The organism is Lacisediminihabitans sp. H27-G8 (assembly GCF_046156175.1).
Taxonomy (GTDB): domain Bacteria; phylum Actinomycetota; class Actinomycetes; order Actinomycetales; family Microbacteriaceae; genus Lacisediminihabitans.
Genome location: NZ_JAYLVL010000002.1, coordinates 671,610 through 688,397, shown reverse-complemented (window position 1 = coordinate 688,397; position 16,788 = coordinate 671,610). Strand labels below are relative to the sequence as shown.

Genomic DNA, 16,788 nt, shown 5'->3' with positions numbered 1-16,788 from the left:
GCTCGGGATGTCGCTGACCGCGTCGACGGAGGCGAGGTCCTTGGTGAGGGGCGCGGCCCCCACTTCGTTGATGCGTGCTTCATCCATGTAGCTCGCGTAGAGGTCGCCGAACTTGCGCTCCTCGGTGCCGACGGCGGAGCCTTGCGCCTCTTCGATGATCTCGCGCACGGCCTTCTCGGCCTCCTCCGCGAGAACGTGGAATGAGCCGTAGCGCGCCTTGTCGGAGGGGATCTCGGTGCGGTCGATCCACTTGCCGTTGACGTGCCGGAACAGGTCATCCTGCGGACGCACCGCCGGGTCGAGTTCTTCGAGTTGGATACCGGAGGGGAGCGGAGAGGCGGCGGTCATGCGCACCAGCTTAAGCCGTGCAAATGGCCGCTCGGTGAAGGCTGGGAAAAGTCATGGCGCCCGGCGTGGGAGCGGGTTCGCCGTGCGCTCCCGGGGGCGGCGGGGAGACCGCGCGATCAGACCTCGATCGTCATTCCCGGCACGGCGAGCTCGACCGAAGGGAACCCGGCGAGCGCCCGCTCCCGGGCATTCGGAGCATCGACGTGAGTCAGGAGCAGGCGCTTGGCTCCCGCGGCCGTAGCGAGCCGCGCCGCGTCTTCCGGAGTGCAGTGGACCGCTCCGTCGGGCGGATGCACGGAAGCCCCGGCCTCACACAGGAACAGGTCCGCGCCCTCGGCCAACTCCACGAGGCCCTCGCAATAGGCGGAGTCACCGGAGTAGGCGAGCACCGATCCGGCAGCCTCCACCCGCAGCCCGAAGGCGGGCATCCCGTGATCGAGCGGGCCCCAGCTGAGGGCGAGCTCTCCCACGACGAGCTCGTGCCAGCCACGCATCTCAGTGCTGTCGAAGACCTCGGGGATCACCGCGGCCGATCGATGTCCGAGAAAGCCGACCATCCGGTCGATGAGGCCGGGGGGACCGATCAGGGGGAGTGGATGCGGCAGGCGGAGGTCGGCGAACCGCAGCGCGTAATACGCGGTCAGCAGGTCGGCCGTGTGATCGGCGTGCGCGTGCGAGATCCAGATGGCGTCGAGACCGGACAGGGGGATGTGCCGTTGGAGTTCCGCGAGAGTGCCGGTGCCGGCATCCACCCAGACCGAGGTCCGCCCCTGCTGCACGAGATAACCCGAGCAGGCGTTGTCGGGACGGGGATAGGGCGCCGACGTGCCGAGGATCGTGAGTTTCATGCGCGCGTCGCCTGCCATTCCTCGAGGAGTTGGGGAAGTCGCTCCCGCATGAACCGGAAGTAGTCGGCCATCTCGACGGCGCGATCCCGGGCCTTCGACTCCGGCGGAAGGGCCGTGGCACCCTTCTCGGCGAGCGCGATCAGGTGCGTGTACAGCGGTGTCTGAGAGCTCGAAGTGGCATACCAGACATGCTCGGGCAGTTCGTAGCGATGGCGTCGCGTACCCGGCACCGTGTGGCGTCGGATGATCGAGAGGCTCTGCAGGTAACGCACGGCCCCGGAGATCGCGGCGGCACTCGCGCCGAGGCGTTCGACGAGCTCCTCCGCGGTGGCGCTGCCCGACTCCTCGGTCATGAGCATCATCATCACCCGAGCCGCCATGCGCGGAAAGCCGGCCGCCGCGAGAGTCGCCGCCGTCTGTTCGGCGAAATCGTCGATTCCGGTGCCGGTGCTCATAGGGTCAAGTCTCTCCTGCGGGTGAGGGTGACCGCGGCGACGGCGACCGCGGCAGCGACCACGAGCATCACAACGGCAGGCCACCAGTGTGCCCCCGACCCGGGCAGCACGGGGGTGTGCGCGAATGGACTGATTCCCCGCACCCACTCGGGGAGACCGAAGAGGCCGCCGAACTCCGCGAGCACGAATCCGATGGCGAACAACCCCCAGCCGACCGCGACGGTGACCCGCGGCGCAAGCACCAGTACGAGAGCGCTGGCCGCGGCGAACATCGCCGCCGCCGGCAGCTGCACGAGCGCCGCCGCCAGGGAACTGCCGAAGCGGTCCGGATGGCCCGAGACCGCGAAGGCGATGCCGGCCGAGATCCCGCCGACCACCAGCACCCCCACGATGGACAACAGCGCGACACCGAGTGGATCGAGGATGAGCCGCCCGCGATGCACCGCACCCGTTGCCACGAGTTCGGTGTGGCCGTCCGTCTCCTCCGAACGCGCGCGAAGCACGGCCTGGATCGCCGCTCCGGCGGCCAGCACCCCCAGGAAGGTCATGATCGCGGCCACGAAGGTGTCGAGCAGTCCCGACGTTCCGGCGGGCACCAGCCCCTGCATCGCAGCCCGGATCGACGCATTCGACTCCACCGCGGCCACCGCCGGATCCGCCAGGCCTCCCGCGAACACCCCGAGGAGCAGGGCGCCAGAGGACCAGCCGATCATCGCGCCGCGCTGCAACCGCCAGGCGAGTCCGAACGACCCCCTCAGCGAGCGGGCGGCGCGGGCGCGTCCCGGTCGTTCACCGATGACCCCCGAGCCGAGATCCCGGCGGTGCACGAGCACGAGAGCGAGGGCCGCACCGACGGCGGCCAACGCGACATCCAACAGCAGTGGCCATGACGAGGTCTCACCGAAGGGCCGCACCTGCTGCGCCCAGCCGATCGGCGACAGCCACGACGGCCATGCGCTGGCGACCCGCAACGGGCTGTCGGTGCCTGTGCCGAGAGCGTCGCCGAAGGCCCGCAGAAGAAACGCGACGGCGATCGAGATGCCCGCGATCGCGTTGGCGGCACGGGACGAACGGGCGAGCTGGGCGGCGACGGCGGCGATACCGCAGAACGCGAGACCGACGGCGCCGGTCGCCAGCCCCACCAGCACGCTTCCGGCGAGCGGCAGACCGGATGCCGCGAATCCGAGTCCCACAGCGATGGCGATGCCGACATTTGCCAGGGCACCGAGCGTGAGCGTGGCGATGAGAGCGGATGACCGACTCACCGGTGTCCCCCCGACGAGTTCCGCGCGGCCGGCCTCCTCATCGCCGCGGCTGTGCCGCACGGTGAGGAACGTGCTCATCAACGCGGCCATGATCGCGAGGTAGGTGAAGACCTGGAAGGTGATCACTGCCCCGGCGGCTACGCCATCCGGAACGCCGCGGAGAGCGAGAAGGGCCGGGTTCGACGCGGCAAGGGTCATGAGGGCGGTGCGCTCGGTGAGCCCACCGAATTCGGAGAGCACCGCCGTCGCGCTGAAGGCGGCGAACAGTCCGGTGCTGAGGATCCAGATCGACAACTGCCGGCGATCACGGCGGGCCTGGAAGCGAAGGAGGCGAAGCATCAGGCGGAGCGCCCGGAACCGCGGGCGAGATCGTCGCCATAGTGGCGAAGGAACAGGTCTTCGAGCGAGGGAGGTGCGACCGTCAGGCCACTCACCCCGGAGCCTGCGAGTGCCGCGAGCACCGGCGGCAGGGCATCCGTGTCCACCTCGAAGACCAGCTTCTCGCCCTCGCGGCGCGCGTCATGGACTCCGGAGAGGGCGGCGACCGCCGCGACATCGGCCGCCGTCACCGCGCTGAAAGTCGTGCGGGTGAGGTGACGCAGGTCACTGAGACTGCCCGTCTCAACTGTGCGTCCAGCCCGGATGATCGTGACCCGGTCGCAGAGCTGCTCGACCTCGCTGAGGATGTGACTCGAGAGCAGCACGGTGGCGCCGCCCGCGACGACCCGCTCGACCCGGCGACGGAACACCGCCTCCATCACCGGGTCGAGTCCGCTGGTCGGTTCGTCGAAGAGATAGAGCTCGGCCGGCCGCGCGAAAGCCGCGATCAGCGCCACCTTCTGCCGGTTGCCCTTGGAGTAGTTGCGCGCCGTGATGCGCGGGTCGAACTCGAACTCGTCGACGAGTTCGGCACGCAAGGCCTCATCCGCACCACCGCGAAGTGACGTGAGCAGATCGATCGCCTCTCCGCCGGTGAGTCCGGGCCAGAGGTCGACATCGCCGGGAACGTAGGCGAGGCGCCGATGGACCGCGACCGAATCGCGCCAAGGGTCGAGGCCGAAGACGGATGTCGCCCCGCCGCTGGCCCGGATCAGGCCGAGGAGCACGCGAAGGGTCGTGGACTTTCCCGCGCCGTTCGGACCGAGGAAGCCGTGCACCTCCCCCTCGGTCACATCGAGCTCGAGACCGTCGAGGGCGCGCACCCGCCCAAAATTCTTGCTGAGACTCGCGGCTTCGATGATGGAGGGCATGGGCTGACCATACTCGTGATTCACACTCTTGTGAATCCAGTGAAATCTGCCTATTCCGCGGACGGGGGAGCCGTCGTCGTCCCCGGGTGAAAGCGGGAGACGAAAGACACCGGCAGCGGATGCTCCCCGTTCAACAGCGCGATCACTCCACGGCCCGCAGCGCGCCCCTTCTCCACCGCGGGCTGCACCATCGTGGTCAGGTCGTAGGGCGCGATGCCATCGAGCCTGACCCCGTCGAAGCCGACGATACTGAGGTCCTGCGGCACGCGCAGACCGAGCTGCTCGGCGGCACGGATCACGCCCACCGCGAGCAGGTCGCTCTGCGCTATCACCGCGGTCGGCCGGTTACCCGGCTCGGAGAGCAGCGCGAGCCCGGCCGCGAGGCCCTCGTCGATGCTGCTGGCGGCGGCCATTGTTCCCGGAGCCTCCGGGAACACCTCCCGCACGCCGCGGATGCGTTCGAGCGCGGTGTACCCGGTACTCGCGCGGATCGCCGTCTCGGTCAGCGGCCCCCGTGACCGGCCGGCATCGAGCGGCAGCGTCACCAGCGCCACCCGCTGGTGACCGAGATCGGAGAGGTGGCGCGCGAGGGTCCGGGACCCCTGCCGATTGTCGAGGTCGATCGCGAGCACGTCGTCCATCGGCTCCGCCTCGATCGCCACCAGCGCGATCCCTCGCTGCCGGAAGATCGCCACCTGGGCGGCGAGACTGGTGCTGCAGCCGATCAGCACGACCGCGTCCACCGGGGCATTCCGGATGCTCGCGGCACCCTCGCCGTTCTCGGTGAGCAGCAGCAGCCCGGCCCCGAGGGACCCGGTCTCATCCGCTATGCCATCGAGCATCGCGACGTTCATGGGATCGCGGAAGGCATCGCGCAGGCGGTCTTCGATGACGACCCCGATGATGCCGGAGCGCCCGCGACGCAGCGACTGCGCCCGAGGATCGGGGCCGGCGTAGTCGAGCTCGGCGGCCGCGGCGAGCACGCGCTCGCGAGTGGCGGCAGACACCGGCCCTGAGCCGCTGAAGGCGAGGGACGCCGTGGACGGTGACACTCCCGCGAGAGCGGCGACCGAGGCGAGATTGGGCCGCGCCCGTGCGGGTGTTGCCGTGTCATCCATGGTTTGTTAGCGTAGTCGAATCGGTTCGATCGAATCGATTCGATACTGTCTCTCCCCTGGGGTTCCATGGCCACGCCTCTCTCGACCACCTCTGCGGGACTCTCACGCCCGCAGGTGCTTGCCTGGCGCAACGCGCTGTTCGCCATCTTCGGCCTGTGCGGTCTCTCCATGGCGAGTTGGGCGTCGCGGATCCCCGCGGTCAAGGAGGCCCTGCAGGTCTCCACCTCGTCGATGGGCATCCTGATCTTCGGCATCGCGGCCGGCTCGATCGTCGGGCTGCTGGCGTCGAGCCACGTCATTGCGCGCATCGGCGCCCGGCGCACCATCGCGGTGGTGCTCACCGTCGGCGCGGTCGGGTTCGCCGTCGCCGGTTTCGGCGTGACCATCGGACCGAGCTATGCGGTCGTCATGATCGGCCTGATCATCTTCGGCTCGATGTTCTCCATCTGCGATGTCGCGATGAACCTGCAGGGAGCGGTGAACGAGCGGGTGCTCGGGCGCTCCGTCATGCCGGTGTTCCACGCCTTCTTCAGCTTCGGCACGGTGATCGGCGCGGCCCTCGGCGCCGGGGCCGAAGCCATCCATCTGCCCATAGCAGTGCACCTTCTGGTCATCGCGGTGATCTTCGCCGGCGGCGCCCTCGTCTCGGTGCGTTTCCTGCAGTCGGAGCACATCATCGCCGAGGAAGCCGTCGCCCACGACGACCACTCGAAGACCTGGCGCGGTCGACTGAGCATCTGGCGGGATCCGCGCACCCTGGTCATCGGACTGATCGTGCTCGGCATGGCCTTCACCGAAGGTTCCGCAAACGATTGGCTCGCCCTCGCAATGGTCGAGGGACATGACACGACGAAGGCCGCCGGCGCGCTCGTGCTCGGCATCTTCGTGGCATCCATGACGGTCGGCCGCCTCGCCGGGGTCAGCCTGCTCGACCGCTTCGGCCGCGTGCCCGTGCTGCGCGGATCGGCGGTCCTGGCTGCCATCGGACTGGTCATGGTGATCTTCGTGCCCGTGGTCTGGATCTCCATCATCGGAGTCGTGTTCTGGGGCCTCGGGGCATCCCTCGGCTTCCCGGTGGGGATGTCCGCCGCCGCCGACGATCCGAAGACCGCTGCCGCGCGGGTGAGTGCCGTCGCGACCATCGGGTATTTCGCGTTCCTCGTCGGACCTCCGGTCATCGGATTCCTCGGGCAGCATGTCGGACTGCTGCACGCTCTTCTCGTGGTGCTCGTACTCGTCGCCATCGCCGGCTTCGCGTCGGGGGCCGCTCGAGAGCCTTTGCCCGCGAAGGCGCAGTCGAACTAGGGTCGAAGCATGACGCCCTCGATCTCCGATTCGGCACCCGTCGACAACGCCTCCCTTCGGGCGGCCGTCGAGGCGTTCGCAACGACTCCCGAGCAGTCCACCTATCTGGATGTGGTGCGCGGATGCCTCCAGGGCCGTCTGCTCCTCGATTCGACCGGGTCCGACCGTCCCACCGTCGAGGCGGACGGCAGCTACAGTTTTCCGGCCGGTGCGACCCTGCAATTCGCCGGCGGCACCGGGCCCGACGGCCGCCCGGCCCTCTTCGCCTTCACCTCCCAGCAGCAGATCAACCGGATGCATCCCGATGACCTGTCCGAAGTGCAGGCACTCGTGCAGCCGGCAGCCGGAGCATTGCAGCTGGCCTCGACCGAGCGCTACGGCTGGCTCTACATCGATCCCGCCGGTCCGACCTGCGCGATCTCGAACCGCGATGCGGCATTCGCTCTGCGCGGGGATCGCAACGACGCCGTGAAGCACGCTCTCGAGATAGCGGACCCCGCAGCGAGCAAGGCCGCGGTTCTCGACGCCCTCGCCGAGAATGGCCCGCTGCTGCTCGCGGTCGACACCGACTCCGTCCCCGCCTCCGGAGTGTCGGATGGCACGCCCGTGCGCATCCGCGACTCCGTGGACCCCGACGGCAACCCGGTGCTGCTCGCCTTCACCTCCGGCCCGGAGGTGAGCGCTCGCAACGTCGCGGACTCCTTCGCCACCCGACCGGCCGCGGAGATCATCCACGACGCCATCCAGGCTCCCTATGGCGGCCTCGTGATCAACCCCGGTGGACCGTGGATGGCGCTCTCGGCCGAGGAACTCCGCGTGGTGTTGCACCGCATCGCCGGCACGACGTCCGGCTAGGCCAGTCCAACTAAGATCGTCGGGTGCGTCTCGTCATTGCCCGGTGTTCCGTCGACTACGCGGGGCGTCTCAGCGCGCACCTGCCTCTTGCCACGCGCCTCCTCCTGCTCAAGGCAGACGGCAGCGTGCTCGTGCACTCGGACTCGTTGAGCTACAAACCGCTCAACTGGATGAGCCCGCCGTGCTCGGTGACCGCCATCGAACCGGATCCCGGCCAGGCGGATGCCGGCGTCGCCGAGATCTGGAAGGTCACTCAGGCGAAGACCGCCGACCTTCTCGTGATCTCGATCCACGAGATCCTTCACGACAGCGCCCATGAGCTCGGCATCGACCCCGGCCTGCAGAAGGACGGCGTCGAGGCCCACCTGCAGAAGCTCCTCGCCGAACAGATCGAGCTCGCCGGCGACGGCTGGCACCTGGTGCGCCGCGAGTACATGACGGCGATCGGCCCGGTCGACATCCTCGCACAGGACGATGCGGGACGCTCGGTCGCGATCGAGATCAAGCGCCGCGGGGACATCGATGGTGTCGAGCAGCTCACGCGCTACCTCGAGCTCATGAACCGCGACCCTCACCTCGCCCCGGTGAGCGGCGTCTTCGCCGCCCAGGAGATCAAGCCACAGGCACGCATGCTGGCCGAGGACCGCGGCATCCGCTGTCTCCTGCTCGACTACGACGCGATGCGCGGCCTCGACGACAGCGACCACCGGCTGTTCTGACCGCGGTGCCGGCGCGCCTCGGTCAACTCCTAGGCTTACGACGGTGACCACAAACTGGAGTTGCTTCCTCTTCGACCTCGACGGCACCATCATCGATTCGGCTCCCGGCATCACCGCGAGCCTCGCCTGGACCTTCGAGCGGCTCGGCCGCCCCGTGCCGAGCCCGACGGAACTCCTCGCCTTTGTCGGGCCGCCCATCCTCGACTCGTTCCGTGATCTCGCCGGAATGACGGTGGCCGAAGCCCATCACGCCCTCGACGTGTACCGACCGCACTACCTGCAGACCGGGGTCTTCAACAGTTCGGTGTACCCGGGCGTGCCGGCGCTGTTGAAGCGCCTCCACCAGAGCGGCATCCCGATCTCCCTCGCGACCTCCAAACCCGAGCTGCCCGCCACCACCGCACTCGACTTCTACGGGCTCGCCCGCTATTTCACCGTGATCACCGGCGCCTCCGAAGACGAGGTGCGCAGCAGGAAGGCGGATGTCGTCGCCGAAGCCCTGCGGCGGCTCGCGGCGCTCGGCGCAGACATCTCGCGCCCCGTGATGGTGGGCGACCGCGAGCATGACGTGCACGGGGCAGCCGAGCACGGAGTCCCCACGATCTTCGTCGAATGGGGTTACGGCGCCGTGGCCGAGCAGGTCGGCACGATCGGTGTCGCCGCGACGGCACAGGAACTCGGCACTTTGTTGCTCGGCTGAAGCTCCCCGCTCCCTCGCCGCCCCACAGACCCGCGGGCGCGTTGGCGCGTTGGTTGCGTCAGGCGGGGCAGTGCAGCTGCGTCGGGCGATCCGCGCGCCGCTCGACGGCGTGATCCGCCATCGGGTTCCCGCAGACCGGGCAGGCCTTCGCTTGCGTCGGAGGCAGCGGTTCTTCGTTGTACGGGCCGAGCGGAGGCGGCCCGATGTACGGCAGCAGCCGTCGATTCAGGCGATCCCACCACGGGCGTTTGGCAACCATTCGTCGACTCCTTAGTGCACTAACTAATAGTGTACTGGCTAAGCTGGGCACATGGATCCGCTCGCCCTCGATCGCCAGGTCTGTTTCGCCCTCGCCGCCGCCTCCCGCAGCGTCATTGCGCTCTACCGACCCATACTTCAGCCCCTCGGCCTGACCCATCCGCAGTACCTCGTGATGCTCGCGCTGTGGCAACGCAGCCCGCGCACGGTCAGCGACATCAGCGCAACCCTGTTGCTCGAACCCGCGACGCTCTCCCCCCTTCTCAAACGACTCGAGGCGGCGGGATTGGTCACGCGCGCCCGCAGTGTCACAGATGAGCGCGCCCTCGACGTTCGGCTGACGGAGGATGGCGCCGCCCTTCGCGCGCAAGCCGAGACGGTCCCGCCGCAGATCGTCGAGCGACTCGGGATGCCCCTCACCGAGCTCGAACGCATCCGCGATGACTTGACGAAGCTCATCGCAGCGGCAACCGTAGAGGCATGACACCTCTCTCGATCCTGTTCATCGGCGGCACCGGCACGATCAGCTCCGCGGCGAGCGCCCGCGCCCTCGAAGAAGGCCACGAGGTGACCCTCCTCAACCGGGGCCAGTCCACGCTGCGCCCCGTCCCGGTCGGCGCAGAAGAGCTTGTCGCCGATGTGCGGGATCCCGCTTCGGTGACGGAGGCCCTCGCCGGTCGCGAATTCGATGTCGTCGTCGACATGGTGGCTTTCACCCCCGGGCACGTCGCGCAAGACATCGAGCTCTTCAGCGGGCGGGTGGGCCAGTATGTGTTCATCTCCTCGGCATCCGCGTACCAGAAGCCGCCGGCGCGGCTGCCGATCGTGGAGTCGACTCCACTGCGCAACCCCTATTGGCAGTATTCCCGCGACAAGATCGCCTGTGAGGACCTGCTCGTCGCGGAGTACCGGCAGAGTGGATTCCCGGTCACCATCGTGCGCCCCTCGCACACCTATGACCGCACGAGCCTGCCGCTCAACGGGGGCTGGACCGCGATCGACCGCATGCGTCGGGGCGCCCCCGTCGTGCTTCACGACCACGGATCCTCCCTCTGGGCACTCACGCACGCCCGTGATTTCGCCGTCGGATTCGTGGGCCTGCTCGGCAATCCGCACACGATCGGCGGCGCCATCCACATCACCTCGGACGAGCTGCTCAGCTGGACCCAGATCACTCACCTGATGGCGGATGCGGCGGGAGTGGTGCCGAACATCGTGCACGTGACCTCGGACGCGATCGCCGCCGCCGACCCCGACATGGGCGCGGGTCACCTCGGTGACCGCAGCCACTCGATGATCTTCGACAACAGTCTCGTGAAGTCGCTGGTTCCCGCGTTCAACCCCACGGTCGGATTCGCTGAGGGTGCCCGGGAGATCATGGGCTGGTACGACGCGCATCCCGAGCAGCAGATCGTCGATCCCGAGCTCGACGCGCTGTTCGACCGGCTGGCATCGAGCGCGGGCGCGTAGCTCGCGGTCGCTCACCCGTGCGCCCGCGTGCGCGTTCGCACGCGGGCGCGTTCACTCGCGTGCGCGTTCGCTCGCGGGCGCGTTCCGGGCGAATGCGGTCTTTCCGGGCTGGCACGCCGGCCCGGGGTGACCGAACTCGCCCGGGTGGGTGGGGTGAAGCGCCCAGGTTGGGTGGGCTGAATCCCCGCGGGACTCAGCCCGCAGCCACCACGACCTCCGACGCGATCCGCGTCGCGTCCTCGACCGTGAATACTCCGGCGCCGGGAACGAGGGCGTTCGCGGTCGCGGCACCGGAGCCCAGACGGAGGGCATCCTCGAAAGAATCTCCGCGGTCGAGCCCGGCGAGCAACCCGCCGAGGTAGCTGTCGCCGCTGCCGACTGGAAAGCGTCCGATGGCACCGCTCCACGAGGCCAGCCAGCGCGATGAACCGTCCACCGCCATGGACCCCTTCGCTCCGTCGGTGATCACCACCCGACCGCCGGTCACCGAGCGGATGCGGTGGGCCAGGTCGAAGGCATCCGCGTCGGCGTCGGTGCCCAACAGCTCCGCCGCCTCCCGCCGGTTCACCTTCACGAGATCGGGGCCCGCATCGAGGGCCGTGGCGAGGGCCGCGCCATGGGTGTCGATCGCCACGCGCTGCCCGAGCGAGTGGCCGAGGCGTACGAGACCCGCGAGCTCACCGACCGGAAACGACGACGGCATGCCGCCGGAGATCGCCCACCAGCCGGCCTCCGCGGAGTGGCCGAGCAGTCGCCGGAGCTCGGCGAGCTCGACCGTGCTGATGGCGGACGGATGCTCGTACAGCTCGGTCAGCAGCCCGCTCGCCGCCGAGGCGATCGACACGCAGGTGCGGGTCTCCGCCACGGCATCAACAGCCTCGAGCGGCACCCCTGCCACCGCCAGCTGCTGCCCGATGAAGTCCCCGCTCGTGCCCCCCAAGATCGCGACCGCCCGCACGGATGCCCCCGCCACCCGAGCCGCCCGCGCCGCGTTCAGCGCCTTGCCGCCCGCGACCCGCAGCACTGTCGTCGGCCGGAAGGTGCCGCCCTCCGTGAACTCGTCGACGAGATAGGTGACGTCAACCGAGGGACTGAGGGCGACGAACGTGATCATTCGAGGTGCGCGGCGAGCTCGGGCATGGTCGCCTGCGCCGGCGTGCCTCCCGCGGCTCGCGTGGAGAGCGACCCCGCCACTGTCGCCCAGCGCAGCCGTTCGACCTCCGAGGCGACTCCGGATGCCACGGCCGCGAGGTACCCCGCGTCGAAGCTGTCGCCAGCGCCGGTGGTGTCCACCGCGTCGAGCACCAGACCGGGAGACCGCACCACCGGGGAATCGGCGGCCACGGACCATCCGCCCTCCCGGCCCGCCTTCGCGACCACGCGCGGCCCGAGCGCGGCGAGCCCGCGGGCCAGGTCTTCGTCGGAGTCGCCGGTCACCCCGATCGCGCCGGAGATGGCGCGCAACTCCTCGAGGTTGGGCAGCAGGATGTCGATGAGCGGCAGGACAGCGGCAAGGCCCGCCCACTCCTCGGCCGGATCCCAGTTGGTATCGAGACTCATGGTGATCCCCTGTGAGCGGAGGGTACCGAGCACCGCCGGCAGTTCCGCTGCGAGATCCGGAAGCAAAAAGTACGAGGCGAAGTGCACGTGAGAAGCGCCGGATGCCGCCTCCAGCACCGCACGCCCGGTGAGGGTCGGAATGGAACCGAGCAATGTGAGGATCGACCGGTCGGTCGGGGCGGAGAGGATCACCGAGAGTCCGGTGGGCAGCTTCGGGTGCACGCCGACCGGCGAGACATCCACCCCCGCGTCGACGAGCCAGCGTCGGGTCAGCCGACCGAATTCGTCGTCGCCGACGATGGCCGCGAGGGCAGTCGGCACCCCGAGACGGGCGAGGCCGTGCGCCACGATCCCGGCCGAACTGCCCAGGGTGAGATCGGCGGAGTCCAGCAACTGCTCGGCCTGGCCGAAGCGTGGGACCACGTCGCCGCGCAGCACGAGGTCGACGTTGGCGTCACCCACCACGAGAACACGCATTCCGGCCTCCTCGGTCGTCGCCCTCATCCTTTCAGGCCGGTGAAGGTCATCGTCGCAACAAACTGCTTCTGGGCGAAGAGGAAGAACAGGATGAGCGGCAGCGTGGCGATGACATTGCCCGCCATCAGCAGCGACCAGTCGGTGCGGCGGGTTCCCTGGAAGTTCGCCAGTCCGAGCTGCAGCGTGAACGCGTGGGCGTCGTTGATCGCGATCAATGGCCAGACCAGGTCGTTCCACGAACTCAACAGCGTGAAGATCGCGAGGGTCGCGAGCGCCGGGCGTGCGAGCGGAAGGATGATGCGGAAGAACACCTGAAGCCGGGTGCACCCGTCGATCAGCGCGGCCTCCTCGAGCTCGGCGGGGAGGGAGAGGAAGAACTGGCGCATCAGGAAGATGCCGAAGGCGGACGCGAGCCACGGCACGATGGCGGCACCGAGGGTGTCGATCAGCCCGATCCGGGAGAACACGATGTAGGTCGGGATCATGAGCAGCTGGGTCGGGATCATGATCGTCGCGAGCACCGCCAGGAAGCCGACATTGCGCCCGGGGAACTTGAGGCGGGCGAATCCGTAGCCCGCGAGGGAACACAGGATGAGGTGGGAGACGATCGCAGACGCGGAGACGATCACCGTGTTGCCGAGCCAGAGGAAGATCTGCGACTGGTCGAACAGCTTGGCATAGCCGTCGAAGGTGATCGTGGAGGGGAAGAATCGCGGGGGGAACCTGTTGATCTCTGCGGTGGGACTCACCGAGGTGAGGAACATCTGCACGAAGGGGATCGCGAACAACACCGCGACCGGCGCGAGGAACAGGTGCCAGCCGCTGAAGCGACGTCGTCGACGGGTGCGCGGTGGCATCCGGGTCTGGATCGCGGTCATCAGAAGCCCTCGGTCTTGGATCGGCGGGAGTAGACGACGACACCGATGGTGATGATCAGCGTGAGCGCGAAGAGCCCGTAGGCCACGGCCGACCCGTAGCCGAACTGGAGCTTCTGGAAGGCCGTCTGCCAGAGGTAGTAGACGATGGTCTGGGTGGCGTTGAGTGGCCCGCCCCTGGTGGTCGTGTAGACGAGGTCGAACAGCTGGATGGCGCCGATCAGCTGCCAGATCGTGGCGAAGATCGTCACCGGCATGAGCTGAGGCCACACCACCGCCCAGAACGCCTCCCACTTATTGGCTCCGTCGATCCGGGCCGCCTCGAGGAGCTCCGCCGGAGTGTCCTGAAGGGCGGCGAGATAGATCACCGTCGTGAACGCCGCCTGGCCCCAGAGCGACATGATCGTGATCACGACCATCGCCTGTGACGGATCCTCCAGCCAGCCCTGTTGCGGGAGGCCGAGCACCCGCAGGACGTTGTTGACCAGGCCGAATTGCGGGTTGAACAGATAGGTGGTGAGGATGCCCGTGACGGCGGCCGAGGCGACGAACGGCACGAAGATCGCGGTTCGATAGAGGCCGATGAAGCGGATGCGACGGTTCAGGGCGACCGCGAGGAACAGGCCGAGGCCGATCGACGTGGGAACGAACAGCAGCACGTAGAGCAGCGTGTGGAAGAAAGCATCGTGCAATTCGCTGTCGGTGACCATCTGCTGGTAGTTGCCGAGGCCGACGTTCTCGGCCGGACTGAACCCGTTCCACTTCTGCAGCGAGAGGAAGAACGCCCAGATCGCGGGGAAGATCGACAGTCCGAGCACGATCACCAGCGCCGGCACCACGAAACCCCAGCCCTCGAGGCCCTCCCGCAGTCGGCGTCGGCGCTTGGCCGCGCTCCGCTGCGCCGGGGCCGGGGCCGGGGCGCGCCGACGCTCCGCCTGCACCTCCGGCTCGACCGCGACCCGAGTCATCACTTGTCCTTCAGCGCTTTGTCTGCCTTCGCCGCGGCCGTCTTGAGGGCACCGTCGACGGTGCCCTTGCCCTGCAGCACCTGCGACACCGCGTCGCCGAATGCCGCGGAGAGTCCGACATATCCGGCGACGGTGGGGCGGGCGACGGTGGCATTCACCGAGTTGGCGGCCATCACCTCGAGGCCGGGGTTCTCTTCGACCTTCTTCTTGAAGGCGGGGCTGTCCACTTCACTCGAGCGCAGAGGCAGGTTGCCGATGGCCACGTTGAACAGTTCATCCTGGGCCGGGTCGGTGAGGAACTTGGTCCACTCGTACGACCAGTAGGCGCGATTGGCGTCCTTGTGGTCGAACAGTGCCCAGATATCCGGGCCCGAGACCGTGGTGTGCTTTCCGTCGGTGCCCGGGAGCACGGTCACGCCGTACTTGGTTCCCGCGACTCCGAGGTCGTAGAGCTGCCAGGGGCCGGAAGTGATCATTCCGATCGCGTTGCTGGTGAAGAGCTGGCCGTACTTCGTGTCCGTCTGGTCGAGGTAGACGCTCTTGTCGTCCACGGCCATGTCGCGCAGGAGAGTCAGCGATTTCCTGCCTGCCTCGCTGTCGAACGCCGACTTGGAGCCGTCTTCGGACAGGATCGAGCCGCCGTTCTGCCACAGGTGCGGCCAGAGCTGCCAGGTGGTGTCTTCACTGCCCGACACGGAATAGCCGTAGCCGTAGACCTTCTTCGCCGGGTCGGAGATCTTCTTCGCGGCCGCGCGGAAGTCGTCCCAGGTCCAGTTGTCCGTGGGGTAGGCGACGCCGGCGTTATCGAACACCGTCTTGTTGTAGAGCAGCGAGATGTTGTCGACGACCGCCGGGAATCCGATGGTCTTGACGCCGGTCGGCCGCGCGGTCTGCTGGGCCGCCTCCGAGAACTCGGACCACTTGACGGTCGGGTCGGCGACCTTCTTCGTGATGTCGAGGGTGCGGCCAGAAGACTCGAGCTGGCTGGACCAGGATCCGAAAGCGTAGGAGAGGTCGGGGTAATTGCCGCCGGCGAAGCTCGCGGAGAGCTTCTGCAACAGGTCCTCAGTGGAGGATGCCCCGGGCGAGACCGTCAGCGACACATTCGGGTGCAGCTTCTCGAACTTGGCGGCCAGCTTCTCGATCAGCTTCTCCGCACCGGCATCCTGGCCCGTCCACATCGTGAGCGAGACGTTCGCCTTCTTGTCGAGCGTTGCCGAGCCGGTCGAGCCCCCGGCGCAGCCGGCCAGGAGGGCGACGGTCGCGATGACGGCGAGGCCGCTCGCAACCGCGCGCACGCCGCCGGACGTGGATCTGGTGAATTTGGTGAGCATCGATGGTCTCCATTCAAAAGTGTTCGACGGGCGGGTGCGAAGCTTGCTAGCTGAGGATGACGGACCGGCTGAGATGGCGCGGGGTGTCGGGGTTGAGGCCACGACTCTCGGCGAGCGCGACGGCCAGGCGCTGGGCCTGCATCAGTTGCACGAGCGGGTCGAGATCGTCGGCGTGCACCGTCGCCCCGGTCGCTGCGATGTCGGCGATGAGGTCGGGCTGCACCTCTCCGAAGATCCAGACCAGCGATCCCGGATGCGCGACCGCGATCGGTCCGTGGCGGTAGTCGAGCAGTGGGTACGACTCCGACCATGCCTGCGCCGCCTCGCGCACCTTGAGCGCGGCCTCCTGCGCGAGCCCGTAGGTCCAGCCGGATCCGAGGTACACGAAGTGGTCGAATTGGGAAACGTCGTACGGGAACGGGGCGGCGAGGGTGGCCGCCGCGGCATCCGGGAGCCCGTCGACGTCGTAGCCGTAGGCCTGGCGGGCGAGGACGAGCGTCGAGGTGGGGAATCGGGTCTGCACGACGGATTTCTCGTCGGCGAAGTCGAGCACCAAAGAGTTGTCGACGAGATCGTGCACGGCCTCGTCCCGCACTCCGGTGATGGCGCTGCGGAGTGTGCCGGGATCGACCGACGCCAGGGCGGCGAGCACTTCGCTGGTGTTGCCCGAGCGGGTTATCGCCACTACGCGGTCGTAGTGACGACCGGGCTTCCACTCCGAGGCATAGGCGGTATCGGTCTCACCGAGACCGGCGCGTTCACGCAGCGAGGCAAGGGATTCCGCGACGAAGGCGGAGGTGCCGCACCCGAGGAACAGCACCCGCTCGCCGGGGAGCCCGAATACCGAGCGGTCCTGCTCGAGCAGGGCCTGGGCCCAGACGGCCGGCTGGCTCTCGATCTCTTCGGTGGTGATGCTCATGTGTTGCCCTGTTTTCTGCTGTCGTCGGCTGATTCCTCCCATGGTGTGACCAGAAGTGTTCATA

Annotated in this window: 18 protein-coding genes and 1 pseudogene; 6 read left to right on the top strand and 13 right to left on the bottom strand. The window is 68.3% G+C overall.

Going from position 1 to position 16,788, the window contains the following annotated elements; translation table 11 throughout:
- The 6 genes and pseudogenes from VLI63_RS08070 to VLI63_RS08045 form a co-directional block, all read right to left on the bottom strand.
- Positions 1-348: pseudogene (locus VLI63_RS08070) on the bottom strand (peptidase M13); the annotation flags it as partial.
- A 116-nt stretch (positions 349-464) separates the two neighbouring features.
- Entirely contained in the window at positions 465-1,196 is a 732-nt protein-coding gene (locus tag VLI63_RS08065) for an MBL fold metallo-hydrolase (RefSeq protein WP_409156327.1), read from the bottom strand.
- Positions 1,193-1,651, bottom strand: a complete 459-nt coding sequence (locus tag VLI63_RS08060; protein ID WP_409156326.1) for a GbsR/MarR family transcriptional regulator — start codon at positions 1,649-1,651, stop codon at positions 1,193-1,195. Before VLI63_RS08060 ends, VLI63_RS08065 begins: the two co-directional genes overlap by 4 nt.
- Positions 1,648-3,255 carry an ABC transporter permease gene (locus VLI63_RS08055; RefSeq protein ID WP_409156325.1) on the bottom strand — a complete coding sequence of 536 codons (1,608 nt, stop codon included), beginning with the start codon at positions 3,253-3,255 and terminating at the stop codon, positions 1,648-1,650. Before VLI63_RS08055 ends, VLI63_RS08060 begins: the two co-directional genes overlap by 4 nt.
- Positions 3,255-4,166, bottom strand: coding sequence for an ATP-binding cassette domain-containing protein (locus VLI63_RS08050; RefSeq protein ID WP_409156324.1), 912 nt, complete (start codon positions 4,164-4,166; stop codon positions 3,255-3,257). Before VLI63_RS08050 ends, VLI63_RS08055 begins: the two co-directional genes overlap by 1 nt.
- Before the next feature lie 50 nt (positions 4,167-4,216).
- On the bottom strand, positions 4,217-5,284 hold the full coding sequence (locus tag VLI63_RS08045; RefSeq protein ID WP_409156323.1) for a LacI family DNA-binding transcriptional regulator: 1,068 nt from the start codon (positions 5,282-5,284) through the stop codon (positions 4,217-4,219).
- Positions 5,285-5,350: 66 nt separating this feature from the next.
- Here VLI63_RS08045 and VLI63_RS08040 point away from each other — a divergent pair, with 66 nt between their 5' ends.
- Genes VLI63_RS08040 through VLI63_RS08025 form a run of 4 tightly spaced genes read left to right on the top strand, consistent with a single transcriptional unit; the run spans position 5,351 to position 8,863 of the window.
- Entirely contained in the window at positions 5,351-6,589 is a 1,239-nt protein-coding gene (locus VLI63_RS08040) for an MFS transporter (RefSeq protein ID WP_409156322.1), read from the top strand.
- Positions 6,590-6,598: 9 nt separating this feature from the next.
- Positions 6,599-7,444 (top strand): SseB family protein, encoded by an 846-nt coding sequence (locus VLI63_RS08035; RefSeq protein WP_409156321.1) that lies wholly within the window; start codon positions 6,599-6,601, stop codon positions 7,442-7,444.
- 23 nt (positions 7,445-7,467) lie between these two features.
- Positions 7,468-8,163, top strand: a complete 696-nt coding sequence (gene nucS, locus VLI63_RS08030; protein ID WP_409156320.1) for an endonuclease NucS — start codon at positions 7,468-7,470, stop codon at positions 8,161-8,163.
- Positions 8,164-8,206: 43 nt separating this feature from the next.
- Positions 8,207-8,863: an HAD hydrolase-like protein gene (locus VLI63_RS08025; RefSeq protein WP_409156319.1), complete on the top strand. Its 657-nt coding sequence runs from the start codon at positions 8,207-8,209 to the stop codon at positions 8,861-8,863.
- A gap of 58 nt (positions 8,864-8,921) precedes the next feature.
- Here VLI63_RS08025 and VLI63_RS08020 read toward each other — a convergent pair whose 3' ends face one another.
- Complete coding sequence (locus tag VLI63_RS08020) at positions 8,922-9,122, bottom strand: hypothetical protein (RefSeq protein WP_354573583.1); 201 nt, start codon at positions 9,120-9,122, stop codon at positions 8,922-8,924.
- A gap of 51 nt (positions 9,123-9,173) precedes the next feature.
- On the opposite strand from VLI63_RS08020, the gene VLI63_RS08015 reads away from it, so the two are divergent.
- Together VLI63_RS08015 and VLI63_RS08010 are read left to right on the top strand one after the other, a co-directional pair.
- On the top strand, positions 9,174-9,605 hold the full coding sequence (locus VLI63_RS08015) for a MarR family winged helix-turn-helix transcriptional regulator (protein WP_409156318.1): 432 nt from the start codon (positions 9,174-9,176) through the stop codon (positions 9,603-9,605).
- Positions 9,602-10,591, top strand: coding sequence for an SDR family oxidoreductase (locus VLI63_RS08010; protein ID WP_409156317.1), 990 nt, complete (start codon positions 9,602-9,604; stop codon positions 10,589-10,591). The genes VLI63_RS08015 and VLI63_RS08010 overlap by 4 nt, the downstream gene beginning before the upstream one ends.
- A 193-nt stretch (positions 10,592-10,784) precedes the next feature.
- On the opposite strand, the gene VLI63_RS08005 is transcribed toward VLI63_RS08010, so the two are convergent.
- Genes VLI63_RS08005 through VLI63_RS07980 form a run of 6 tightly spaced genes read right to left on the bottom strand, consistent with a single transcriptional unit; the run spans position 10,785 to position 16,724 of the window.
- Positions 10,785-11,705, bottom strand: coding sequence for a 1-phosphofructokinase family hexose kinase (locus VLI63_RS08005; RefSeq protein ID WP_409156316.1), 921 nt, complete (start codon positions 11,703-11,705; stop codon positions 10,785-10,787).
- Positions 11,702-12,655: a carbohydrate kinase family protein gene (locus tag VLI63_RS08000; RefSeq protein WP_409156315.1), complete on the bottom strand. Its 954-nt coding sequence runs from the start codon at positions 12,653-12,655 to the stop codon at positions 11,702-11,704. Before VLI63_RS08000 ends, VLI63_RS08005 begins: the two co-directional genes overlap by 4 nt.
- Positions 12,652-13,506, bottom strand: coding sequence for a carbohydrate ABC transporter permease (locus tag VLI63_RS07995; RefSeq protein ID WP_409156313.1), 855 nt, complete (start codon positions 13,504-13,506; stop codon positions 12,652-12,654). The genes VLI63_RS08000 and VLI63_RS07995 overlap by 4 nt, the downstream gene beginning before the upstream one ends.
- Entirely contained in the window at positions 13,506-14,471 is a 966-nt protein-coding gene (locus VLI63_RS07990) for a carbohydrate ABC transporter permease (protein ID WP_409156312.1), read from the bottom strand. The genes VLI63_RS07995 and VLI63_RS07990 overlap by 1 nt, the downstream gene beginning before the upstream one ends.
- The gene (locus tag VLI63_RS07985; protein ID WP_409156311.1) at positions 14,471-15,805 is read right to left on the bottom strand and encodes an extracellular solute-binding protein; all 1,335 of its coding nucleotides are present in this window, start codon (positions 15,803-15,805) and stop codon (positions 14,471-14,473) included. The genes VLI63_RS07990 and VLI63_RS07985 overlap by 1 nt, the downstream gene beginning before the upstream one ends.
- A 46-nt stretch (positions 15,806-15,851) precedes the next feature.
- Positions 15,852-16,724 carry an SIS domain-containing protein gene (locus VLI63_RS07980; RefSeq protein WP_409156310.1) on the bottom strand — a complete coding sequence of 291 codons (873 nt, stop codon included), beginning with the start codon at positions 16,722-16,724 and terminating at the stop codon, positions 15,852-15,854.
- Positions 16,725-16,788 lie beyond the last annotated feature (64 nt).